This window comes from Microcoleus sp. ARI1-B5 (genome assembly GCF_036705795.1).
Taxonomy (GTDB): Bacteria; Cyanobacteriota; Cyanobacteriia; order Cyanobacteriales; family Microcoleaceae; genus Microcoleus.
In genome coordinates this window covers 1823-21875 of the sequence record NZ_JAUBVK010000025.1, presented here as the reverse complement: position 1 = coordinate 21875, position 20053 = coordinate 1823, and the positions used below count along the sequence as shown (strand labels likewise).

12 protein-coding genes are annotated in these 20053 nt (G+C 47.6%); 6 read left to right on the top strand and 6 right to left on the bottom strand.

Annotated features, from left to right (window positions below; translation table 11 throughout):
- Nucleotides 1–86: 86 nt before the first annotated feature.
- Both QUB63_RS26580 and QUB63_RS26575 read right to left on the bottom strand, forming a co-directional pair.
- On the bottom strand, nucleotides 87–1583 hold the full coding sequence (locus QUB63_RS26580; RefSeq protein ID WP_332948362.1) for a carotenoid oxygenase family protein: 1497 nt from the start codon (nucleotides 1581–1583) through the stop codon (nucleotides 87–89).
- Nucleotides 1584–1834: 251 nt separating this feature from the next.
- A complete protein-coding gene (locus QUB63_RS26575) occupies nucleotides 1835–3289 on the bottom strand; it encodes a folate/biopterin family MFS transporter (protein ID WP_332948361.1) in 1455 nt (484 codons plus the stop codon).
- A 228-nt stretch (nucleotides 3290–3517) separates the two neighbouring features.
- Here QUB63_RS26575 and QUB63_RS26570 point away from each other — a divergent pair, with 228 nt between their 5' ends.
- The 4 genes from QUB63_RS26570 to QUB63_RS26555 all read left to right on the top strand — a co-directional run bounded on the left by QUB63_RS26570 (nucleotide 3518) and on the right by QUB63_RS26555 (nucleotide 6597).
- Nucleotides 3518–3997 carry a hypothetical protein gene (locus QUB63_RS26570; protein WP_332948360.1) on the top strand — a complete coding sequence of 160 codons (480 nt, stop codon included), beginning with the start codon at nucleotides 3518–3520 and terminating at the stop codon, nucleotides 3995–3997.
- 102 nt (nucleotides 3998–4099) lie between these two features.
- Nucleotides 4100–5284 carry a serpin family protein gene (locus QUB63_RS26565; RefSeq protein WP_332948359.1) on the top strand — a complete coding sequence of 395 codons (1185 nt, stop codon included), beginning with the start codon at nucleotides 4100–4102 and terminating at the stop codon, nucleotides 5282–5284.
- Nucleotides 5285–5369: 85 nt separating this feature from the next.
- Nucleotides 5370–5825: a cupin domain-containing protein gene (locus QUB63_RS26560; protein ID WP_332948358.1), complete on the top strand. Its 456-nt coding sequence runs from the start codon at nucleotides 5370–5372 to the stop codon at nucleotides 5823–5825.
- A gap of 136 nt (nucleotides 5826–5961) precedes the next feature.
- Nucleotides 5962–6597 (top strand): class I SAM-dependent methyltransferase, encoded by a 636-nt coding sequence (locus QUB63_RS26555; RefSeq protein ID WP_332948357.1) that lies wholly within the window; start codon nucleotides 5962–5964, stop codon nucleotides 6595–6597.
- A 381-nt stretch (nucleotides 6598–6978) separates the two neighbouring features.
- On the opposite strand, the gene QUB63_RS26550 is transcribed toward QUB63_RS26555, so the two are convergent.
- The 4 genes from QUB63_RS26550 to QUB63_RS26535 all read right to left on the bottom strand — a co-directional run bounded on the left by QUB63_RS26550 (nucleotide 6979) and on the right by QUB63_RS26535 (nucleotide 14996).
- The gene (locus QUB63_RS26550) at nucleotides 6979–7452 is read right to left on the bottom strand and encodes a hypothetical protein (RefSeq protein WP_332948356.1); all 474 of its coding nucleotides are present in this window, start codon (nucleotides 7450–7452) and stop codon (nucleotides 6979–6981) included.
- A 308-nt stretch (nucleotides 7453–7760) separates the two neighbouring features.
- A complete protein-coding gene (locus tag QUB63_RS26545; RefSeq protein ID WP_332948355.1) occupies nucleotides 7761–8369 on the bottom strand; it encodes a Uma2 family endonuclease in 609 nt (202 codons plus the stop codon).
- 82 nt (nucleotides 8370–8451) lie between these two features.
- Nucleotides 8452–9690, bottom strand: coding sequence for a cation:proton antiporter (locus QUB63_RS26540; protein WP_332948354.1), 1239 nt, complete (start codon nucleotides 9688–9690; stop codon nucleotides 8452–8454).
- A gap of 368 nt (nucleotides 9691–10058) precedes the next feature.
- Nucleotides 10059–14996, bottom strand: coding sequence for a DUF4347 domain-containing protein (locus QUB63_RS26535; RefSeq protein WP_332948353.1), 4938 nt, complete (start codon nucleotides 14994–14996; stop codon nucleotides 10059–10061).
- A gap of 1015 nt (nucleotides 14997–16011) precedes the next feature.
- Between QUB63_RS26535 and QUB63_RS26530 the strand changes: the two genes are divergently transcribed.
- On the top strand, nucleotides 16012–16413 hold the full coding sequence (locus tag QUB63_RS26530; RefSeq protein ID WP_442921864.1) for a LuxR C-terminal-related transcriptional regulator: 402 nt from the start codon (nucleotides 16012–16014) through the stop codon (nucleotides 16411–16413).
- Between the two features lie 158 nt (nucleotides 16414–16571).
- On the top strand, nucleotides 16572–20053 hold a 3482-nt coding region (locus QUB63_RS26525), incomplete at its 3' end, for an esterase-like activity of phytase family protein (RefSeq protein WP_332948352.1).

The window sequence follows — 20053 nt, the reverse complement described above, 5'->3', positions numbered from 1 at the left end:
CGATAATAAAACGGCTATTTCCCAGTCCGCCTCCGCGGACATTGTTTGTCTAGCAGCGATTTCAAGATCCGACTCTTACGAACCTACTACGAACCGATAGGAAGCAGTACGTTTGACGTAAAACTGCCGTGCAAACCGTAGGGGATGTGCTGTTTTAAATGCAGGCGCGCTACGGGGCCTTTGGTGATGTCGCTGGCATCTAGAATCGCTAAGGTCGATCGATGATTAGCCGCATCATACATCAAAACTAGCAGCCAGCCGTCATCCTCAGCAACAGAATCAGGACGAGCCACAAACACCGGTTCCCCCGCAAAGCCGCGCGGCGCCACACTCCAAATTTGCCTTTCGCCAGTCAGGAAATCAATTTTGAGAATAGCTTGCAAAGGAGCATTCCCAGTGGGAGAATCGGCGGCACCAATATAAAGATATCGGTAAGGCTGTCCGACATTATTCGGATGCAAAGTCGGAAACTCGCAGCACCGAGTTTCAATTACTTGATGCTTGACAGTTTTCTCGTTCAAATTTAGCTGAAACCGCCACAATTCCCCCGCTGGAACGCTGTCAAAATCAATCTCGCGAAAATCGCCGTCCGCCTCTACCGTTGGGAATGATTCGTAGCAAACTGAATCTACAAAAACTTCGCCGTTTTCTTCCCAGGCGTTGCAGTGGTGGAACACAAAACAAGGTTCTGTTTCTAATATCTTCACCTCGTCAGTACCGTTGCGGGGAATCAAAATTGCTTGCGTGGGCTTGTGTGGCGAAAATTGAATGCACTGGGATGCACTGCGAAATCCTAACAAGAAAAGCAGGGGATTGAAGCTGACGGGATTTTGGAAGAATATACAGTAATTTTCGGTAATTACCATGTCGTGCAGGAAGGCAAAACCCGGGATTGCGTGGGCGTGTTTTTGTAAAAGTTTGCCGCTTTCGTCGAGTTCGTAAATGGTAATTACACTCGACAAACCGGGCTTGACAGAAAAGTTGACTAATCTGTCTCCTTTGCCATTTTTTCCTTTTTCAATTCTGGGGTGGGCGGCGAAGGCTTCACCGGGTTGTAAGATGCCGTCTAGGGTGTCTAATCCGAGGGTTTCTAGGCTGCGGGGGTCGAGTCTGTAGGGCTGTGCTGCTTCCCACAGTGCTAGCAGTTTGTCGCCCCAATAAATGATGTTGGTGTTGGCGATGTTTTTGATTTTGACATCAAAGATGTTGGCCAGCCAGCCTCCGGGTTTCTGTGTGCCGAAAACGCCTCGGTGCAAGATTTTTCCGGCTTTTTGTTCGGCGATATAGCCTTCGGTGTGTACGAATCGGTTGCGGAAGTGGGCGCGGCCTTCAGTCAGGGCGATCGCGCAAATCATGCCGTCGCCGTCAAAGGGGTGGTGGATGCGATCGCCGTTGACATCCAACAATCCGGGCCCGTTGCGAAAGAATGTGCCTTGCAAGCCGGCGGGGATTGAGCCTTCTATGTTGTCAATCCAGTAGTCGGCTTCGTTGGGTTGGGATTCGTAGCCGCGCTGCCAGTCTTTGCGATCGTATGATGGTTTTTGGCCGGCTGTTTGAGGTTGGGGAATTTGTAGTTTTTGCATGGGTAAACAGTTGACAGTTGACAGTTGACAGTTGACAGCGAAGTTTTTAAGACGGGGATTTAAAGCCTGCCATAAAAACCATCCAGGGGCGGGATGCGGAACCTGAATATTTGGTAAAGTTATGGAATTGTTTTTTAACCGCAGAGAGCGCAGAGAGCGCAGAGAGGGTAAAAGTGAGAGAGTCAGAGAATTGGAAAACACAGTGGAATTTATCCGTTACATCCCGTACATTGCTCGTTGCCGAACTTCCTTCACTTGCTTTCTACGGTGCGGTTTTCGGGGATTGATGTTGGCACTAAGTCTGGAAAGTATTCGGGCATGAAATGTTGTCCGCCCGGTTTTGCACAGCCCAGTTCTGGTTCTAATACTGGGAGAGATTGTTGGTAGTTTGGATCGCCGCTTTCTGTACTTTCTGCAGGGAGCCAATTTAAGAAGGGGAGGGGCAGCAGTGTGGAGAGGTTGGCGATGACTACTAGCAGCCAGAGGTTGTCGAAATTGCGATCGGTAATTCCGAGCCAGTGAGTCAAAATTGCACCGCCTTCGTAGGAAATAAGTCCTGCTAAGTTGGTGACTGACATCAAGACTGCAAATAAAGTTGCTTCGACGCCAGGGGGACACAACCGCGCCGAGAGTACCAGCACGGGCATATAGGCAATTTGTCCGATTACTGTCAGGATCAGGCTGTCTCCGATGCTGAACCATTGGTCGTCAATTCCTAATGCTCGGTTGGCATGAGTTACTAATAATAACGCAGTCATGCCTAAAACTGTAGCAATGACTGTTGACCAGCCGAAAATTACTCGAAATGGAATTGCTTTGAGGTAGCGCTGAAACAGCCCGATGCCTATGAGGGCTGCAATGCTGGTAACGAGGCGCACTCTGCCGAGAAATTCTGGTGGAAAGCCTAGTTCGTTGGTGGTGAAAAAGAAGAAGGCGGAGTCTGAGCTTGGGGTGGCTTGCCAGAGGAAGAGAAAGGCGGTGGGCAGCCAGATGGTTTTTTGGGTAACAGCTTGCCGCAGTTGTTTTAGTTGGTCTTTGACTGCTTCAAAGTCGGTTCTTTTGTTGGTTTTTTCTTCGGCAATTAACCAAGCTGTTGCTGATACGATTAGCGGGAAAGATGCGGTGATTGAAAATATGGTGTGGGTGCTGAAGTGTTGCAGCAGGGAACCGCTGAGGTAGGCGGTGATTAGTCCGCCGAGGGCTGATGCGCCCCAAGACAAGGATTGCAGGGAACCGGCATCGGCGATTGATTCTTTTCTGGCTCTTTCGACTACTAGGGAGTCGGCGATTACGTCGCTGACGGCTAGTGAAAGGGAACTGAGGGCGATCGCCCCTGTAGCGGCCAACGGCGTGTGTACAATTGTTGCGAGGCTCACCCATGCTGAAGTTCCCAGCAGCCCGGAGAGCACGATGTAAGGGCGTCTGCGGTAGCCGAATATGGGCAACCCGTCGGACATGAAGCCGAACAGGGGCTTGATAATCCAAGGTAGGGCGACGACGCCCAGCATGGCTGAGACTTCGGCGGGAGTCATGCCGAGTTCGTCTTTGAGGAAGAAGCTGACGGCTAAGCGGGCTAGTCCGAGGATGCCTTGGACGAAGTAAATCAGTAAGATGGCTATGAGCTCGGGGGTTGGCTCATTCCCGAAGAATACTTTTTCTTTTAAAGATTCTTTGAGTTTGCTGGCGCCAGAGGGGGAAAGGAGCATTTGAGCAATATTTCTTAATGAATCTCAATATTTATAACACATTCTTAATGAATTGACCGCTTGACTGCTTGACAGTTGACAGTTGACAGTTGACGGTTGTGACAGTTGACGGTTGACAGTTGTCAGAAGTCCGAGGGAAGCAAGGGTTTCAGCAATTAGGACTTTCCCGATCGCCAGCAGAGGTTGCTACGATTGTAATTAATCTGAATTTAATGATTTTTTGTAGCAATGAAAACAGAAATTAGAATTGTCTCTCTGGCAGTAGCTTGGATTTTAGGAGCTGGGGCTAATTTAGCCTTGGCTTTACCTGTTGCTAATCCGCAAGGTGATTACCCGGTGCCGCCTGGAAGAGGGCGGGGAAACAGGCAGGTGAATTGGGTGGTTGTTGATTCGGATTCTCAAGGGTTAAATTGCCGGATGGCTAAGCGATTTCAATCTGTTTCTGTAGATGCTCTTGATGCGCCAGATGAGTTGTTTGCAAGGAATAAACACAATGTTTCGCAGTGGCCTGTGGTGACGACTTTTCGGCGGGGAAAACGCTTGGAGGCGGTGACTGGAAATAATGCTAATCAAATTATGATTGCTGATTCTCAGGGCAAGCCTTGGTTGCCGATTTCCACAGATAAGGGTAATTGTTTTGTGCGGGCTAACAGCCGTTTTATTAAGCCGATTCGGGAAAATCCTACTACTTTGAAACCTTTGGAATAACCAACAGTCAAAAACCACAGGCGTCCCGCCTGTTCCACAAATAACCACAGGCGTCCCGCCTGTTCCACTAAGAAGAAACTAAACAAAAGGAAAAGTTATTTAATGAGAGTAAATAGTTTAGATGATGTGAGTATCCTGGTGAAAGGCAACAATGCTTTTGCGATCGACCTCTATGACAAACTGCGCCACCAAGAAGGAAACCTGTTCTTCTCTCCCTACAGCATCTCAACAGCGCTGGCGATGACTTATGCCGGTGCTAGAGGCGAGACAGCTTCGGAGATGGCGAATGTTTTGCACTTCGAGCTAGAACCAGAGCATCTGCACCCAGCCTTTGCTGCACTGATGGCCGATCTCAATATTGGTGAAGATTGCGGATATCAACTGAACACGGCTAATCGACTTTGGGGACAGCAGGGGTTTGCTTTCCTTGATGCGTTTCTTCAAACTACCAAAGATTATTACAGCGCTGCACTAGCATTGGTGGACTTTATACGTGCTACTGAGGAGGCTCGCTGTACGATTAACACTTGGGTGGCGCAACAAACTCAGGAGAAGATTCAAAACCAGATCCGTGAAGGGATTTTAACCGGAGATACACGATTGGTTTTGACTAATGCTATCTATTTCAAAGGCAACTGGGCAAGTCAGTTCGATCGCATTTCCACAAAGGAAGAACCCTTTACCATTGCACCAGACGAGCAGGTTAATGTCCCGATGATGTTCAAGGGAGGAGCGTTCCGCTACGCTTCTCTGGGTGACTTACAAGTGCTGGAACTGCCTTATGTGGGCGATCGGCTATCTATGGTGATTCTCTTGCCAAGTAAGCTGGAGGGGTTGGCGCAGTTGGAGCAGCAATTGACAAGTGCCAGCTTGGAGAAATGGCTATCGTCACTCTACATAACGCACGAGTTATTAGTTTGGCTGCCTAAATTTAAGCTAACTTCAGAGTTTATGCTCAACCAAGCACTTTCAGATATGGGGATGCCGCTTGCTTTTGATAAGTACGGGGCTGACTTCACTGGCATGACAACTGCGGAGGCTGACTTATGTCACCTGAGTGATGAGCAAAGGCTGCATATCTCAGCGGTAATTCATAAAGCTTTCGTTGATGTGAATGAGGAGGGGACGGAGGCGGCGGCGGCTACAGCGGTTGTGATGGCAAGGTCAGTAAGTATCAGCATTCCAACAATTTTTAGAGCCGATCGCCCTTTTATCTTTCTGATTCGGGATACTCAATTTGATAGTATCCTATTTCTGGGTCGTGTGGTTAATCCACTGATTCATTAGAATTTAAAATGAACGAACCCCGAAGACGCAAAGGACGCGAAGCCAGAAAAGAGAGAGAGTTCACAACTACTGAAAGGAGTGTTTTATGATTGTTAATCCTGAAAATGTGCCGGACAGTACAGGCTCGAATTATCCCCAGGAATTTAAATCTGTGGTTGCCGGAAGAGTTAAAAAACGTTTGGGGAATGCTGCGGGTTTGCAGAATTTTGGGGTGAATTTGGTGAGGCTGGCGCCGGGAAGTTGTTCTGCTCTGAGACATTGGCACTCTCGTCAAGATGAGTTAGTCTACGTTTTGGAAGGGGAAGTGACTCTGGTGACAAATTCGGGTGAGGAAGTGCTGCAACCGGGTATGGCGGCTGGTTTTCGGGCGGGTGATGCTGATGGGCATCATTTGGTTAACCGCTCGAATGCTGATGTTGTTTATCTGGAAATTGGCGATCGCACTCCGGGAGATGAGGCCCAATATCCTGATGACGATATAATTGCCAAAGCTAGCGGCAATAGTTGGATTTTTACTCGCAAAAACGGCGAGGTTTACTAAATATCAAGGGTTATTAGCCCCCGCCCGGTGCGGGCGGATTGTTTTTATGGAGAGGTTTAAATCCCCGTCTTAAAAACCTCGCACTCATCTGTCAACTGTCAACTGTCAACTGTCAACTGTCAACTGTCAACTGTTTATGAGTCAAGTTAATCTTTGGAGTTCTGCGGAACACGCTTTGTGGTATCTGGCTAAGGCTGATGGCATTCCTCACCGCACTGAGGGTGAGGCGGTTTTGTTGGAGGAGGTGCCGCAAACTGTGCAGCGGATTCTGGATGTGGGTACGGGTGACGGGCGGTTGTTGGGCCTGCTTAAGTGCGATCGCCCGAATGTTGAATGTGTGGCGATCGACTTTTCGCCGACAATGCTGGAAAAAGTCAGAACTCGTTTTGCTGATGACAAAACTGTCACGGTAATCGAGCACAATTTTGACGAACCTCTGCCGGATTTGGGCAAGTTTGATGCGATCGTTTCTAGTTTTGCAATCCACCATGTTGAGGACGATCGCAAACGTTCGCTTTACGCCGAGATTTTCGAGCTTTTGGAACCCGGAGGCATTTTTTGCAATTTGGAGCACGTAGCGTCCCCAACAGAGGCTTTGCATGAGAAGTTTCGAGAGGCGCTGGGTATTAGCAACGATCCAGACGATCCGTCTAATAAATTGCTCGATGTAGAAACGCAACTAGGGTGGTTTAGAGAAATTGGTTTTGGTGAGGTAGACTGTTATTGGAAGTGGCGGGAACTCGCTTTATTAGTTGGGGTGAAACCTTTTTAGATGCGGGTAAGGACTGCATTGTCGTGTCCTTTTAAAATGGGAAATAGTCACAATTAGTAAGGTGCGTCAGATTTTTAAACCCTCAATAATCGTTCGAGAAATTCACCTGACGCACCCTACAGCTTGATTTTTGTATGCCAGTTGCCTAAGTCCTGAATATAAGAGGTTGCTGTCATAGTAGAAGTCGATCGCGAACAGTTCTGGTTAGCGTGAAAATAACCAACAGAGTATTGAGGAGAGAACAGGCGAACTCTTAACCCAAACGATACAGAAAACAACCGTTTTTTGGAGTAGCAAGCAAATTGAACCTCCAATTTACACTTTTAGTTAGTTGGGATGGAAGATATTGTCCGGTCGCTCGCACATTGGGATCTTACCCAGTTAGAGGGCTGTTTTAAGAGTTATTAACCAAACGATCGAATTAACAACAAACAAAAAGGTATAAAAAATATAGATTGAGGGAGCGCAGATAGCTCGACCTAAAGAAGGCATTTTAATTGTTTTTAATGAACCGAGCGGGTGAACCAGACCTTCCGGAATTGAGCGAGTATTAAAACTTTCATCTAAGGCACTTTCATTATTCAAGAATTTGGTAATTGCATCGACTCTTTGTATGTAATAAAATTGCACCTTCCAGTAGGTAGCTTCTAAAAACCAGAAACCAAAAATTATAACGTATCCTAGGGGAACCAACGCATCTATTTTGCTTGTAAAAACCCAACCAATCAACGCTACCCAAATGGTAATTGCCGTAGTTTTTAATTGCATCAAAATTGTTGTGAAGTTAGCTATTTTTTTCTCTAGTTCCTCTGCTCCTTTTTGCAGCATTGCTAGCTGAAATTCAAATCTATCCATGTTTGATTCCGCGAACGTTTATATTAGAGTTATCGAAAAAATTATAATCTTCTTTTCTTTCGGTGTCGTTATAGAATTTCGCCTGACGCACCCTAGAACTCGATTTTAGATTATATAGTAAGGTGCGCTACTCTCCCGAAATTCCCGATCGCCGTTAGAGAACTTCGCCTGACGCACCCTACAACTCTGGCTTTTACTGTTATTGGAAGTGGCGGGAACTCGCTTTGTTGGTGGGAGTTAAACCAGTCATCATTATGGATGGGTAAGAACACGGGTGGGGAAATCGACCCTGAAAAGTATCGTCCAATTCACCGCCAAATTCGTCCTAAGTTTAAGATAAATCCGGGTAATACATCCTCTCCAGAAAGTTCTGTGGGATGTTCTAAAACCTGGATTTGTTGTCCCGGACGGTAGATTTCGACTCGTTGATTCTGAGGGTCAATTAACCATCCCAATCTCGCACCATTGTTGAGATACTCCTGCATTTTCTCTTGAAGTTTGGCGAGGCTATCTGTAGCAGAGCGCAACTCGACGACAAAATCGGGACACAGGGGAACGAATCCTCGGCGTTGTTCGGGAGTCAGAGCTTCCCATCGTTCTCGCCGCACCCAGGAGGCATCCGGGGAACGGCGAGCACCGCTGGGGAGGATAAATCCTGTGGAGGAGTCGAAGGGTATACCATGACCCCCCTCCTCTTCGACCCACTTGACTAAAAAGTAGGAAATTTTGACATTACGATATCCTGATTCGCCTCCCGTAGGTGGATTCACGATTAATTCTCCTTGGGCCGTTCGTTCTAATCTTAAATCGGGATTGGCTGCGGCAAGTTCCTCAAACTGTTCGGGGGTGACGTGGAGAATGGTAGAGGTGGGGAGTTCTAGGGTGAGGGTGTCCGGTTGGTTGAGGGTGGATTGCATCGTGTCACTTGGGGAAAACGGGGCGATATCTTTATTCTAGGGGATAGGGGAAGTTTGAGGCGATCGAGTATTAAAGTGTGAATTAAATTAAATCCGGTACTTTAGGTTTAATTCGCCGTTCGTACCAGTTCATTAACGGAGTAGCGCTAATGCCGTGCAAAATCACAGAAATCACGATTGTTGTAAAGGTAATCCAGGCAATTTTCTCGGCAGTTTCGCCTTTTAAACCGTGACCGAAAGCATAGGTAAGATAATAGATTGAACCGACGCCGCGAATGCCGAACCAACCGCACAACCAGCGGCTGGCGGGATGCAAACGACTGCCGAGCGTACTGATCCAAGCTCCCACAGGCCGAATCAAAAAGATTAACAATCCAGCTATTAAGAGGGCGTAGCTGCCATGTGCCACCAGAGCTTCTAGGCGCAACATGGAACCCAATATTAAAATTGTTGCTACTTCCATTAACTTTTCTATGCGCTCGGTAAAGTGCAGTTGGGAAAGCGGTTTTTCGGGATCGCGGTAACTCCGCTGCACTACAATTCCTGCTACAAAAACTGCGAGGAATCCGTAGCCGTTGACTACTTCTGTGAGGGAATATGTGAGCAGAATTGTGCTGAGAGCGATGAAATCTTCCATTAATTCGTCGGCGGGTCGGTAGCGTTGGAGTCTTTTATCGATCCAGGTGACGGCTTTGGCTACTAAAATGCCCATCACGATACCTGCGGCGCCCGCCCAAATCAAGTCAACTGCTACCCACTGCGAAAACCAGTTCGGCCAGTTGTTATCTTTTAGCGCATAAATGCCGAAATAAACAAAGGGAAAAGCTAAAGCATCGTTCAAACCGCCTTCCGATGTTAAACCAAAGCGCAATTCATCGCGATCGTCTATATCAGCTAACTGCACTTCTGAGGCTAAAACTGGGTCGGTGGGAGCGAGAATTGCTCCCAGTAAAATCGCGGGGCCCCAATCTAATTTGACAAACCAATGAGCGATCGCAGCAACAGCAAAAATCGAAATTGGCATTAAAAAACCGAGCAGCCGCGCTGTGGAATTCCAGGCCCAAAGTTGAAGCGGGCGATTCATTTTTAATCCGCAACTGAACAGAGAAACAATAACTACAAATTCTGTAAGTCTTTCTAAAAATTGAGCTTCGGGGCGCAATTCAATCAGCTTGACGCCGTAGGGCCCCAATCCGATACCGACAATTAGATAAATTAAGGCATAAGATACCGGCAATCGCGAAATCCATCCCGAGCCCAACGTGACGGTGAGCAGGAGGATGCCAATCACTAGCAAGTTGAGAATGTAATGATCTACCATAGAGCGCACTTTTAATTAGTTTAACAAGTGCGATTTTGACAGATCGAAGCTTCTGGCGCATCCGCCAGAAGCTAGAGTCTGCTATCCTCCGAAAGTTGCATTTGTTGTGCTAAATAATGCCAATTTTCAAAATTATTGTTATACAAATGTTGAGTGTGTTTAATCAAATATTGTCATTAGGCGAATGTTTAGATGCAGCGATCGATCTATATTTGCAGGTATAGATGCTATCTAAACGCTGTTTTTTGCGCCACAATGCGATCGAACCTTCACAAACAGGATTTACGCACTCATATAGTTTGATGCGCTACAAGTAGCAGTAAGGCGCGCAGTGCGCGCCCTACAAGAATACCTGCGTCCGGGACTGTCTAAGCTATGTTGAAATTGGCAGCATCGATCGAGCTGGCAGACACTCCATTAAGAGAGGCTAAAATTTCACCTGTTGCTGACAAACGGATGAAAGTTGCACTGTTTTCTTGAGTAATTGACAATTGGGCAAAAGTGAGATTGTTACCCAATACTAACAAGTCTTTACCAACTTCAAAGTCAGTAATAGTATCAGTACCGGCATTGGTAGAAAGCAAGAATTTATCATTGCCATTACCTCCCGTCAAAATATCACTTCCCAAACCGCCAGTCAGCAAATCATCGCCCTTACCTCCCAGCAGAATATCGTTACCATCACCGCCATTCAAAATGTCGGCACCGCGACTGCCAAACAAGGCATCATTACCGCTACCTCCCAGCAGAATATCGTTACCTTTGCCGCCGAAAAGAGAGTCATTGCCGATCGCACCGTCGAGGTAATCATTGCCCCTCATGCCCATCAAAGCATCATTTCCGCCGCCGCCAGTCAGGATATCGTCATCATTTGTACCGAGAATGCGATCGGGCGAATTGCTGCCCAACTCCGCGTCGCCGGTGACAACAGGAACCGCCAGCCCAGACGCAGGCGAGGTTGCGTCTTGAATTTTGCTATCTAAAGCAGCACCAGTATTCTCAGCAACTAACTGGGAAATTGGCTTGCTTCCCGCACCAACTGCTTTAAAGTCTTGAGTAGTTGCGCCCAAAGCTACTTTTTGGACGCGGGCGACTGCTTCAGGAATCGATGTTCCTGTTGTGCTGGAGACAGCGGCATCAATGCGTTGATTTGCTGTTGCCATTACAGTCGCAGCTTGCGAGGCAAGTTGGGTGAAGTTTTGACCGTTAAAACTGGGGTCAACTTGCTTGATTCTACTGACAGATTGCTGAATAATTGGTTCTAAATCTGCTGCATTGCTGAGGTTTAAAACTGTACTGGATTGAATTCGACTCGTAATTGAACTGACAACAGCCTTGACAATATCCTTAGTTAATGCACCAGAAGCACCGTCAATCAAAGCGCTAGTTTGAGTGATGATGTTTTGGACTTTCACCATTGCGGATAAAACTTGGACTCCCCCTGGCTGGTTGTTGTTGGTTGCCTTAATGGGATCTAAGCTAATTAGGTCAACATTAGCGGGGATGGCAAGGGAATTTTTGACTAAAGATTGTGCTTGTTCTGATGTAACTCCTTTGTCGATTAAGTCAGCAACTAAGCTGGTTAAAAGGGTGACAACAGTAGCATCTGGTGGTGCCGTAACTGGTGTTTCTAGCGGTAAACCAGTGGCGGTATCGGTGCCACCTATGGCAACTAAATTGCCTTCTTCTGGGTCAATTTCCCCGTTTTCATTTTTGTCAAAAATGTTGGAGGCGAGATTCAGATCGAATTCACCGTTAGGGCTAGTTATGGCAGACGGTTCGTTAGGATCGAGTATGCCGTTTTTGTTAGCATCAAAGAAGATAGTAGCACCAGCAATGTAATTGTCAATCACAAAACCGCCGAAATTGTAACTCTTGAACCGAACGAGTTCGCTAACACTGGTACCAGACGCATCCGTTCCCGTTACCTTCAGCCAATAGTTGAAAGATTTTGGGCGACTCGCATCTAAATTGATAGTACGGGTTCCGGGATTGAAAGTTAACCACGAGGGGAGAGGAATTTGAGGAAAACTTAACCCATCTACCGGCTGGCGATAGGAATCGCCGTTGAGAGCTCTCTCCCAAGTGTATGCAGACGAATTCAAAGCATTGTAATCTGCCAGAGAGATCGTATAGTTAATGCGATCGCCCGGATCGGGGTCAGTATCGGTGTTTGCAGCAAAGGTCAACTCATTGGTTTTAGAACCTCCTTGCGACAAGACAGGACGATTTACCAATGGCGGGCGGTTATCCGTTGGTGTCGGTGTTGGTGTCGGTGTTCGTATCGGCGTTGGTGGTGTCGGCGTTGGTGTTGGCGCTGGTGTTGGCGTTGGTGTTGGTATCGGTGTTGGCGTTGGTGTCGGTGTCGGTGTCGGTGTCGGTGTTGGTGGTATCGGTGTCGGCGTTGGTGTTGGCGTTGGCGTGACTGGTGTTGGTGTTGGTGTCGGTGTCGGTGTCGGTGCAGTGTAATTAATAATAGTTGTGGTAGCGGTAGCAGTGGTGATTGTCGGTGTTACCGCTGCGATGCCTGTGGGATCTGACAGGGTGACGGTAATAGTTTCATCGGGTTCCACCGTGGTGTCGCCCAACACATCCAGAGTGATGGTTTTTGATGTTTCATCTGTCGCAAAATTAATCGTGCCAGTAGCAGTTATTGCCCCAGAAGTGCCGCCGATATTGTTATAATCGCTGCCGTTGGTAGCTGTTCCGGCTATTGCATATTTGACGCTACTTGCCCCGTTAGTGACGTTGCTGCGAGTCACAGTGAAAGTTAGAGGTTTTTTGCCGCTATTACCTTCATCAATGGTGGCAGCATTGGTGGCAATGGCATAACCAACAGAAACCTGATCTGAAATAGTTAGAGTTGTTTTTTTTGTAGATCCGGCAATGCCACTGGTAATTGTGCCAAGGTTGAAAATTACGGTTTCGGGGTTTTCAGAGATATTGTCAGCCTTGATAGTAACTGCAATATTTTTGGTAAGTGCATCACCTGTTGCACCTGCGGGGAATGTAATCGAAGTAGGGGAAAAGGTGTAGTCTGAATTTTCGGTGGCTGTGCTAGTGGGGTCTAGGACAATTGGCACAACTACATCGTTTAAGGGAGTCTCGCCGGTGATTTTGACGGGAATATTAACTACTTTGTCTGTTGTTCCTTCCACGCTGCTGTAAGTGGCCGCACCGAAATTAACTGTATTCGATGTATTCAGCAGAACCGAGACATTTTGATCGAAAGCCGTAGCTATATCCAACTTGCCGTCAGCATTAAAATCTCTCGCAAGCATATAAGCATATGCGAAAGAATTCGGGATCGTAAAGTTGCTGAGAGTACCAAATTTACCCGTACCATCTCCTAACAAAACTGAAAGGTAGGTACTAAAGTAGTTAGACGTGGCTAAATCGAGTTTGCCGTCGCCATTAAAATCCCCTGCAACCACAAATTGGGGAAATCCTCCAGTAGTTGCGACATTAAAGTTGTTAGCAGTATCAAAATTACCCGTACCATCTCCCAAGAAGACTGAGACAGATTTATCGGTGCTGTTATTAGTGGCGATATCGAGTTTGCTGTCACCATTAAAGTCGCCTGTGACGACGGTTCGCTGAGTCCCGCCGATGCTGCTGCCATTGTTAGTGGGGGAGCTAAGGTTAACGGGGGAGTTAAAGTTGCCTTTACCATCTCCTAAGAAAACGGAGATGTTATTAGTCTTTTCATTGTTAGACGTGACTAAATCGAGTTGGCCGTCGCCGTTAAAGTCGGCTGTGGCAACAGTAAACTTTGGTGTTTGTGTACTAATCTTAACGGGAGTGCCAAAGCTACCAGTACCGTCTCCAAAAAGTATTGAAATGAAGTTATCAAAAATGGAGTAAGGAGTTGTGGCTAAATCTAACTTGCCATCTCCATTAAAGTCACCGGTTACGATCGACTTATGATCTATCCCTTGACCGAAATTGGTAGGATCGCCAAAACTGCCAGTACCCGTCCCCAGCCGGATCGAAACGAAATTGCCGTTATTGGAAAAACCGAAATTCGTTGTAGCTAAATCGAGTTTGCCGTCTCGATTAAAGTCCCCCACTGCAACGCCAGAGGGATTCTCTTTAGCTGGCTTAAATAAGCTGATAGGAGTACCAAAGCTGCCCGTAGTACCCGTCCCCAACAATATGGCAAGATCTTTTGGGAAGTTGTTTTCCCCCATTGGCACTACTAAGTCGAGGAAACCGTCACTATTAAAATCGCCCGTACCAATGTCAGAAATCCTTCCTTGGCCCGAACTATAGTTTCTGGCTTCACTGAAGGTGGCAAGGACGTGGTTGTATGCTGCTAGAACTTCGGGCCGAAATGCTAAAGAGGCTGCTATTTTTCCAGTTGTTGTTTCTAGTTCCCAGTCGCCACCTTTTGCTGCACTTCCGGTGAGGTTTTTGGAGGCGGCAACGTTGGTATTTGTGAGTTGGGCGATGCGCTGGATGAAGGTGAAACCGTCTGCTTTGTGTTTAGGATCGATCGCACCTTCACGATCGAGCGCACATTCAAGATCGATCGCACATTCACGATCGATCGCACATTCACGATCGATCGCGTGTCGATCGTCTTTGGCGTATTCATCCGATCCGCCGTTCGTTTCAACCCCCGTCTCATAGCGAAAGTCCTCTGAAGAGGACTGTTTGATCGGGTTGTTTTCAGTCGGTTTCAACCGACTTGCGCTATGAGACGGGGAATTAATTCCCCGGCGGACTTTCGGACAAATGCGAGGCCCTGATGCGACATTGCAACCGTAAATCAGAATGTCCGCACCCTCGCCCGCAGGTCCGCCCTCGCCCGCAGGCCCGCCGTTCGTTTCAACCCCCGTCTCATAGCGAAAGTCCTCTAAAGAGGACTGAATACCCGCCTTTCTTTCAGTCGGTTTCAACCGACTTGCGCTATGAGACGGGGAATTAATTCCCCGGCGGACTTTGGGACAAATGCGAGATCCCGCTGCCACATTGCAACCGTAAATTAAAACATCTGCACTGTCTGTAAACGCACTCCGCCACTGCTGCAATTTCTCGGCATAAGCTTCCAGATTGCCAGAACACAATCTAGTTTTTCCCAGTTGCAAACTTCCCGGACTGCCGTGAGAAACTATGTGAATGCTATCTATATTTGTCCGAATAGCTAAAACTTCGGTAATTTGGTCGATCGCATCCCGATCCCGATCCAAAACCACTACTTCCGTACCCGGTGTTACCCCGGCAATCAAACTTTGATAATCTGCAACTTGGCGATCGATAAAGGCGATCGCACTTCCTGAAACTTGACAATTCAATTTTGACATGACACTTATTCCTGGTTTAAAAAAGAGTGAAAATTTGTTGGCTCAACCATAACAGTTGATTGTATAAAAGTCTGTAAATATTTGTGAAAATTTATTGATACATAGTCCCTCGATCGAATCGATCGGTTTGTCCGCAGGTCTGCCGGGGATTTAAATCCCCGTCTCATAGCAAAAGTCGGTTGAAACCGACTGGAAAAAAACCTTAAAATAATTATAAAAAATGTGTCTTTCAGTCCTCTTCTAGAGGACTTATGCTATGAGACGGGGGTTTGCAACCCCCGGCGGATTAATGGGTTGGTGTGGATATTGCGGCACAGTATTTGCGGTGAATTATTGCGAATTTGGATGTGAACCCACCCTACAGCTTATTGAGAATGCTGCAAGATTTCAGCTCGCACTTTCTACCGTTTTTTTATTAAATCAGGTGGCTATTTGAGAAGTTGAGTGAGTTCTCATCGACTTCTCATGACTTTTCATTAGACCTCTGGCATAATTTGGTCAGTCCTGGACGCACTCCGACAAAGAAACCGGGTTTTTTACCTAATCTTCGAGTACGAACGAAGTATTGTTGTAAAAAAACCCGGTTTCTGGGCCCCCATGCAGGAGGCAGGAGGCTCTAGGGTGTGTTTTCTTGCCTCTGAGATCCCCGGCCCCCCTTCCCAAGGGGGGAGCAAGAGTGTCAAAGTCCCCCTTTTTAAGGGGGATTTAGGGGGTTCTGAATCTGAGGTTGCAGTTTGAAAACACGCCCTAGGTAATAAGCTCATCTGTTTCAGGAATCGATCGAGTCCGCCATCGCCTTGCCGATTGCTATATTATTCTCCTTTCTTTCTAATGAAAATCTTGAGAAACTTCTTAAAAGTTACAAAAAATCTGCAACTTCAAGAGAAATATTGGCGCGGGCGGTGGTCGATCGCCCTGTTATTTGCTGTTGTCGCATTCAGGGAATTTACCACACCATCAGATAATTCCCATTTTAATTTTAACATCTCACGCCCAAAAATCATTAATTGAAAGGTTGATTTCAGCGGGAGCTCAGGGATATTGTCTCAAGGGAATTGCGGCGGAAACTTTGGTGTTGGCAATTCGATCGGTAGCGTCGGGCGCTTCTTGGTGGGACAAGGCGGCAACTGCGGAAATTCGGGCGATTTTTGCTAATCCCGAACCTGTGAAATTCGCGACTAAATCCGAAGTTTTAGACAATCCGCTGACGAAGCGGGAACAGGAAATCTTGGCTTTAGTTGCGGGGGGGAAAAGCAATCAGGAGATTGCACAAATATTGTACATTGCTCCGGGGACTGTGCGGGTGCACGTGCACGCAATTTTGCAAAAGCTAGAAGTGCGCGATCGCACTCAAGCAGCAGTGCTCGCTATTCAGAAGGGATTGGTAGCAGAAGAACTTTTGGCGATCGAACCTTGAACAGGTTCGCAGCATCGGACTTTAGTCCGCATCCAAGAAAAAACTGAAGTCCTCACTACAAACCATGGCAGTTAATTTTACTGATGACATTTAATATTGAAATTTGCTAAATTTGGTGCATATTAATTTCCGTAAGGTCATCTAACCAGAGGTGTATTGTGCCAGATTTTATCAGTTCTGTTATGAGTTCGATCGCCTTTTTCGACTCTGCCATTCCAGATATCCCAATCCTCAGCAACGGAATCGCAGCCGGGACAGAAGTAATTATCCTCGATGCGGCTGGGGATGGAGTAGCACAAATTACGGAAGTGCTAGGGAGTCGCAGCAATATTAAAAGCATTCATCTTATCTCCCACGGTCGCCCCGGGAGTTTGCAGCTAGGGGCGATCGACCTAAACTTGACAAATTTAAAAACATATGCTAAGCAATTGCAGCGGTGGTCGCGATCGCTCGCCCAGAGTGCAGAGATTTTGCTGTACGGGTGCGATGTGGCGGCGGATGATGCGGGCGCTAACTTCGTGCAGCAAATCAGTAGGCTAACAAAGGCAAAAATTGCTGCTTCCAGCGGACCTGTAGGAAGTGCAGCTAAAGGCGGAGATTGGGAACTAGATTATACAACGGGAGCGGTGTCCTCTGGGTTGGCGATCGACCCAGCCGCAAGAGCCGCCTATCAATTTGCCTTCGGCCTGCAATTTTTGGGACAAGCAGGATTTCCGGCAAATACAAATTATCCTGTTGTTGGAGGAACCCAGGTAGGTGGACTGTCGGGCCTTACCTACGCGGGCAACAACACTTACTACGCTATCTCCGACGGCCGCAATATTCCTGGTGCCAGTCCCGGCCCGTCTCGCTTTTACACCCTCACTATACCTAATGTGAGTTCGGGTATCTTGACACCAGCATTAGGACAAGTTAATTTTACAGCGGTAACACAGATTGGCAATCCGCCTCCCTTTGCCGCAGATACTTCAGATACAGAGGGCATTGCCTTAATCGGCAGTAATGTCTTCGTTTCTTCTGAAGGCAATTTCTCGCCAACTCCAACTATCCAGCCTTTTATCAATAGCTTCAACATTGCCACGGGACAGCAAAACCTAGTGCTGCCTATTTCTTCTCCCAAATACGACGTATCATCAGCAGATACTACCAGTGGCATCCGCAACAATCAAGCTTTTGAAAGTCTGACTATTACTCCCAGTCAAAGTTTTCTGTTTACAGCAACAGAAAATGCTCTCGAACAAGACGGCCCTGCTACACTTACAACGGCTACGATTGGCACGCGATCGCGCATTTTAAGATATAACTTAGGCACAAACACCGCAAACGGAGAATTTCTTTACAACACCGATCCCGGCAACGGCATTTCAGAAATGCTGGCCGTTGATGATAATACGCTGCTGGTTCTCGAACGTTTTCTCAACTTAGCAACGAATCCGCCGTCAGGCGATTTGAAGCTTTATCAAATTTCTTTAAACGGTGCGACGGACATTCAAACGAATACAGGCTTGATTGCTTCTGGTGTTGCTGGCATTACACCGGTATCGAAAACTCTGATTGCTGATTTCCCAAACACTTCAGGCTTTCCGATCAACAATTTTGAAGGGATGACATTTGGGCCTTCTCAGACGGCAACTGGGAAGCGAACGCTAATTCTTGTCAGCGACAACAATTTTGCCATTCCCACCGCATTCGCAGCGTTTGCAGCCAACAACGCACCTGTACTCGACAACAGCGGTGCGCCGGTACTAACAGCAATTAATGAAGATGTACTTGCTGCCAGCAATACCGGCACCTTAGTTTCTGCTTTAATTGCAGGTGCTGTTACAGATTTGGACACCGCTGACACTCAAGGAATTGCTGTCACGGCGACAGACAATACTAACGGCAGTTGGGAATATTCAACTGATAGCGGTGCGACTTGGACGGCATTCGGCACGCCGTCAACAGCAGCAGCGAGACTGCTAGCAGGCAATGCCAGCATCCGCTTTGTTCCCAATGCTGACTACAACGGCAGTGCTAATATCACGTATCAGTCATGGGATGGAACGACGACTAACTCTAGCGGTACTACCCTCGCGAACGGCGGGACGGCTGATATTTCAACTGCTAGCAGTAGCGGCGGTTTAGCAGCTTTTAGTACGGCCAGCGAGACAGCAACAATTACCGTTAATTCTGTCAACGATGCACCGTCTTTTGTGAAAGGGACAGACTCAAGCGCGATCGCAGGTACGGGAGCACAAACAGTTGCCAACTGGGCAACAAGCATCTCTAAGGGCCCAGCCAACGAATCCACTCAAACTGTTAGTTTCAACCTTAGCAACAACAATAACACTCTATTTACCGTGCAGCCTGCGATCGACCCAGCGGGCAACCTCACCTACACCCCAGCCTCCGGTGTCAGCGGTACTGCAACTGTCACTGCGACGTTAAGCGATAACGGCGGCACTGCCAATGGCGGCGCAAACACTTCCGCAGCCCAAACCTTCACCATCAACATTACAGCCGATGCGATCGTACCTGCTGCTGCCAATCTAGTCGCTACCAACATTATCGGCAGTGGCGGCACTACAGAAACTTTTACGGTAGACTACAGCGACAATGTTGCTGTCAACAGCAGCAGTTTGGATAATTCAGACATCCGCGTGACTGGGCCGAATGGATTTAACCAATTAGCAACATTGGTAAGCTTTACGCCGGCTGGCAACGGCACTCCTCGCACGGCTACCTATCAAATTACCGCGCCCGGTGGCAGTTGGGATGTGGCTGATAATGGGAATTATGCGATCGCGATCGAATCGGGCCAAGTTAGCGATATCAATAATAACTTTGTCGCAGCCAGTAACTTGGGAAGCTTTAATGTCAATATTCCTAGCAACCCAGGCAGTTTTAATTTTAGTGCTGCCAATTACGATGTCAGTGAAGGTGGGGGTACTGCCACAATTACCGTGATTCGGACAAGCAATACTAATGTGGCGGCGAATGTCACCTACAGCACTGCCGACGGGACTGGTAATGCAGCCAGTGACTACACGGCAACATCAGGAACTTTAAATTTTGCGATCGGCGAAACAAGCAAAACTTTTACGATTCCCATTAACGATGACACCTTAGTAGAGGGAACTGAGACTGTTGCGCTCAGTCTGAATAATCCCACAAACGGTGCGAGTTTGGGAGCGCAAAATAGGGCGACTTTGACAATTTTAGATAACGATGTAACTCCGACTCCGGTAACAACTCCAACTCCGGTAACAACTCCGACTCCGGCGACAACTCCAACTCCGGTAACAACTCCAACTCCGGTAACAACTCCAACTCCGGCGACAACTCCAACTCCGGCGACAACTCCAACTCCGGCGACAACTCCAACTCCGGTAACAACTCCAACTCCGGCGGAAAGTCCAACTCCGGTAACAACTCCGACTCCGGCGGAAAGTCCAACTCCGGTAACAACTCCAACTCCGGTAACAACTCCGACTCCGGCGGAAAGTCCAACTCCGGTAACAACTCCGACTCCGACGGAAAGTCCAACTCCGGTAACAACTCCGACTCCGGCGACAACTCCGACTCCGGTAACAACTCCGACTCCGGCGACAACTCCGACTCCGGTAACAACTCCGACTCCGGCGACAACTCCGACTCC

What these genes read in the sequence shown, in the direction of transcription:
- QUB63_RS26580 (WP_332948362.1), bottom strand. Translation starts at nt 1,583, where the DNA reads ATGCAAAAACTACAAATTCCCCAACCTCAAACAGCCGGCCAAAAACCA.
- QUB63_RS26575 (WP_332948361.1), bottom strand. Translation starts at nt 3,289, where the DNA reads ATGCTCCTTTCCCCCTCTGGCGCCAGCAAACTCAAAGAATCTTTAAAA.
- QUB63_RS26570 (WP_332948360.1), top strand. Translation starts at nt 3,518, where the DNA reads ATGAAAACAGAAATTAGAATTGTCTCTCTGGCAGTAGCTTGGATTTTA.
- QUB63_RS26565 (WP_332948359.1), top strand. Translation starts at nt 4,100, where the DNA reads ATGAGAGTAAATAGTTTAGATGATGTGAGTATCCTGGTGAAAGGCAAC.
- QUB63_RS26560 (WP_332948358.1), top strand. Translation starts at nt 5,370, where the DNA reads ATGATTGTTAATCCTGAAAATGTGCCGGACAGTACAGGCTCGAATTAT.
- QUB63_RS26555 (WP_332948357.1), top strand. Translation starts at nt 5,962, where the DNA reads ATGAGTCAAGTTAATCTTTGGAGTTCTGCGGAACACGCTTTGTGGTAT.
- QUB63_RS26550 (WP_332948356.1), bottom strand. Translation starts at nt 7,452, where the DNA reads ATGGATAGATTTGAATTTCAGCTAGCAATGCTGCAAAAAGGAGCAGAG.
- QUB63_RS26545 (WP_332948355.1), bottom strand. Translation starts at nt 8,369, where the DNA reads ATGCAATCCACCCTCAACCAACCGGACACCCTCACCCTAGAACTCCCC.
- QUB63_RS26540 (WP_332948354.1), bottom strand. Translation starts at nt 9,690, where the DNA reads ATGGTAGATCATTACATTCTCAACTTGCTAGTGATTGGCATCCTCCTG.
- QUB63_RS26535 (WP_332948353.1), bottom strand. Translation starts at nt 14,996, where the DNA reads ATGTCAAAATTGAATTGTCAAGTTTCAGGAAGTGCGATCGCCTTTATC.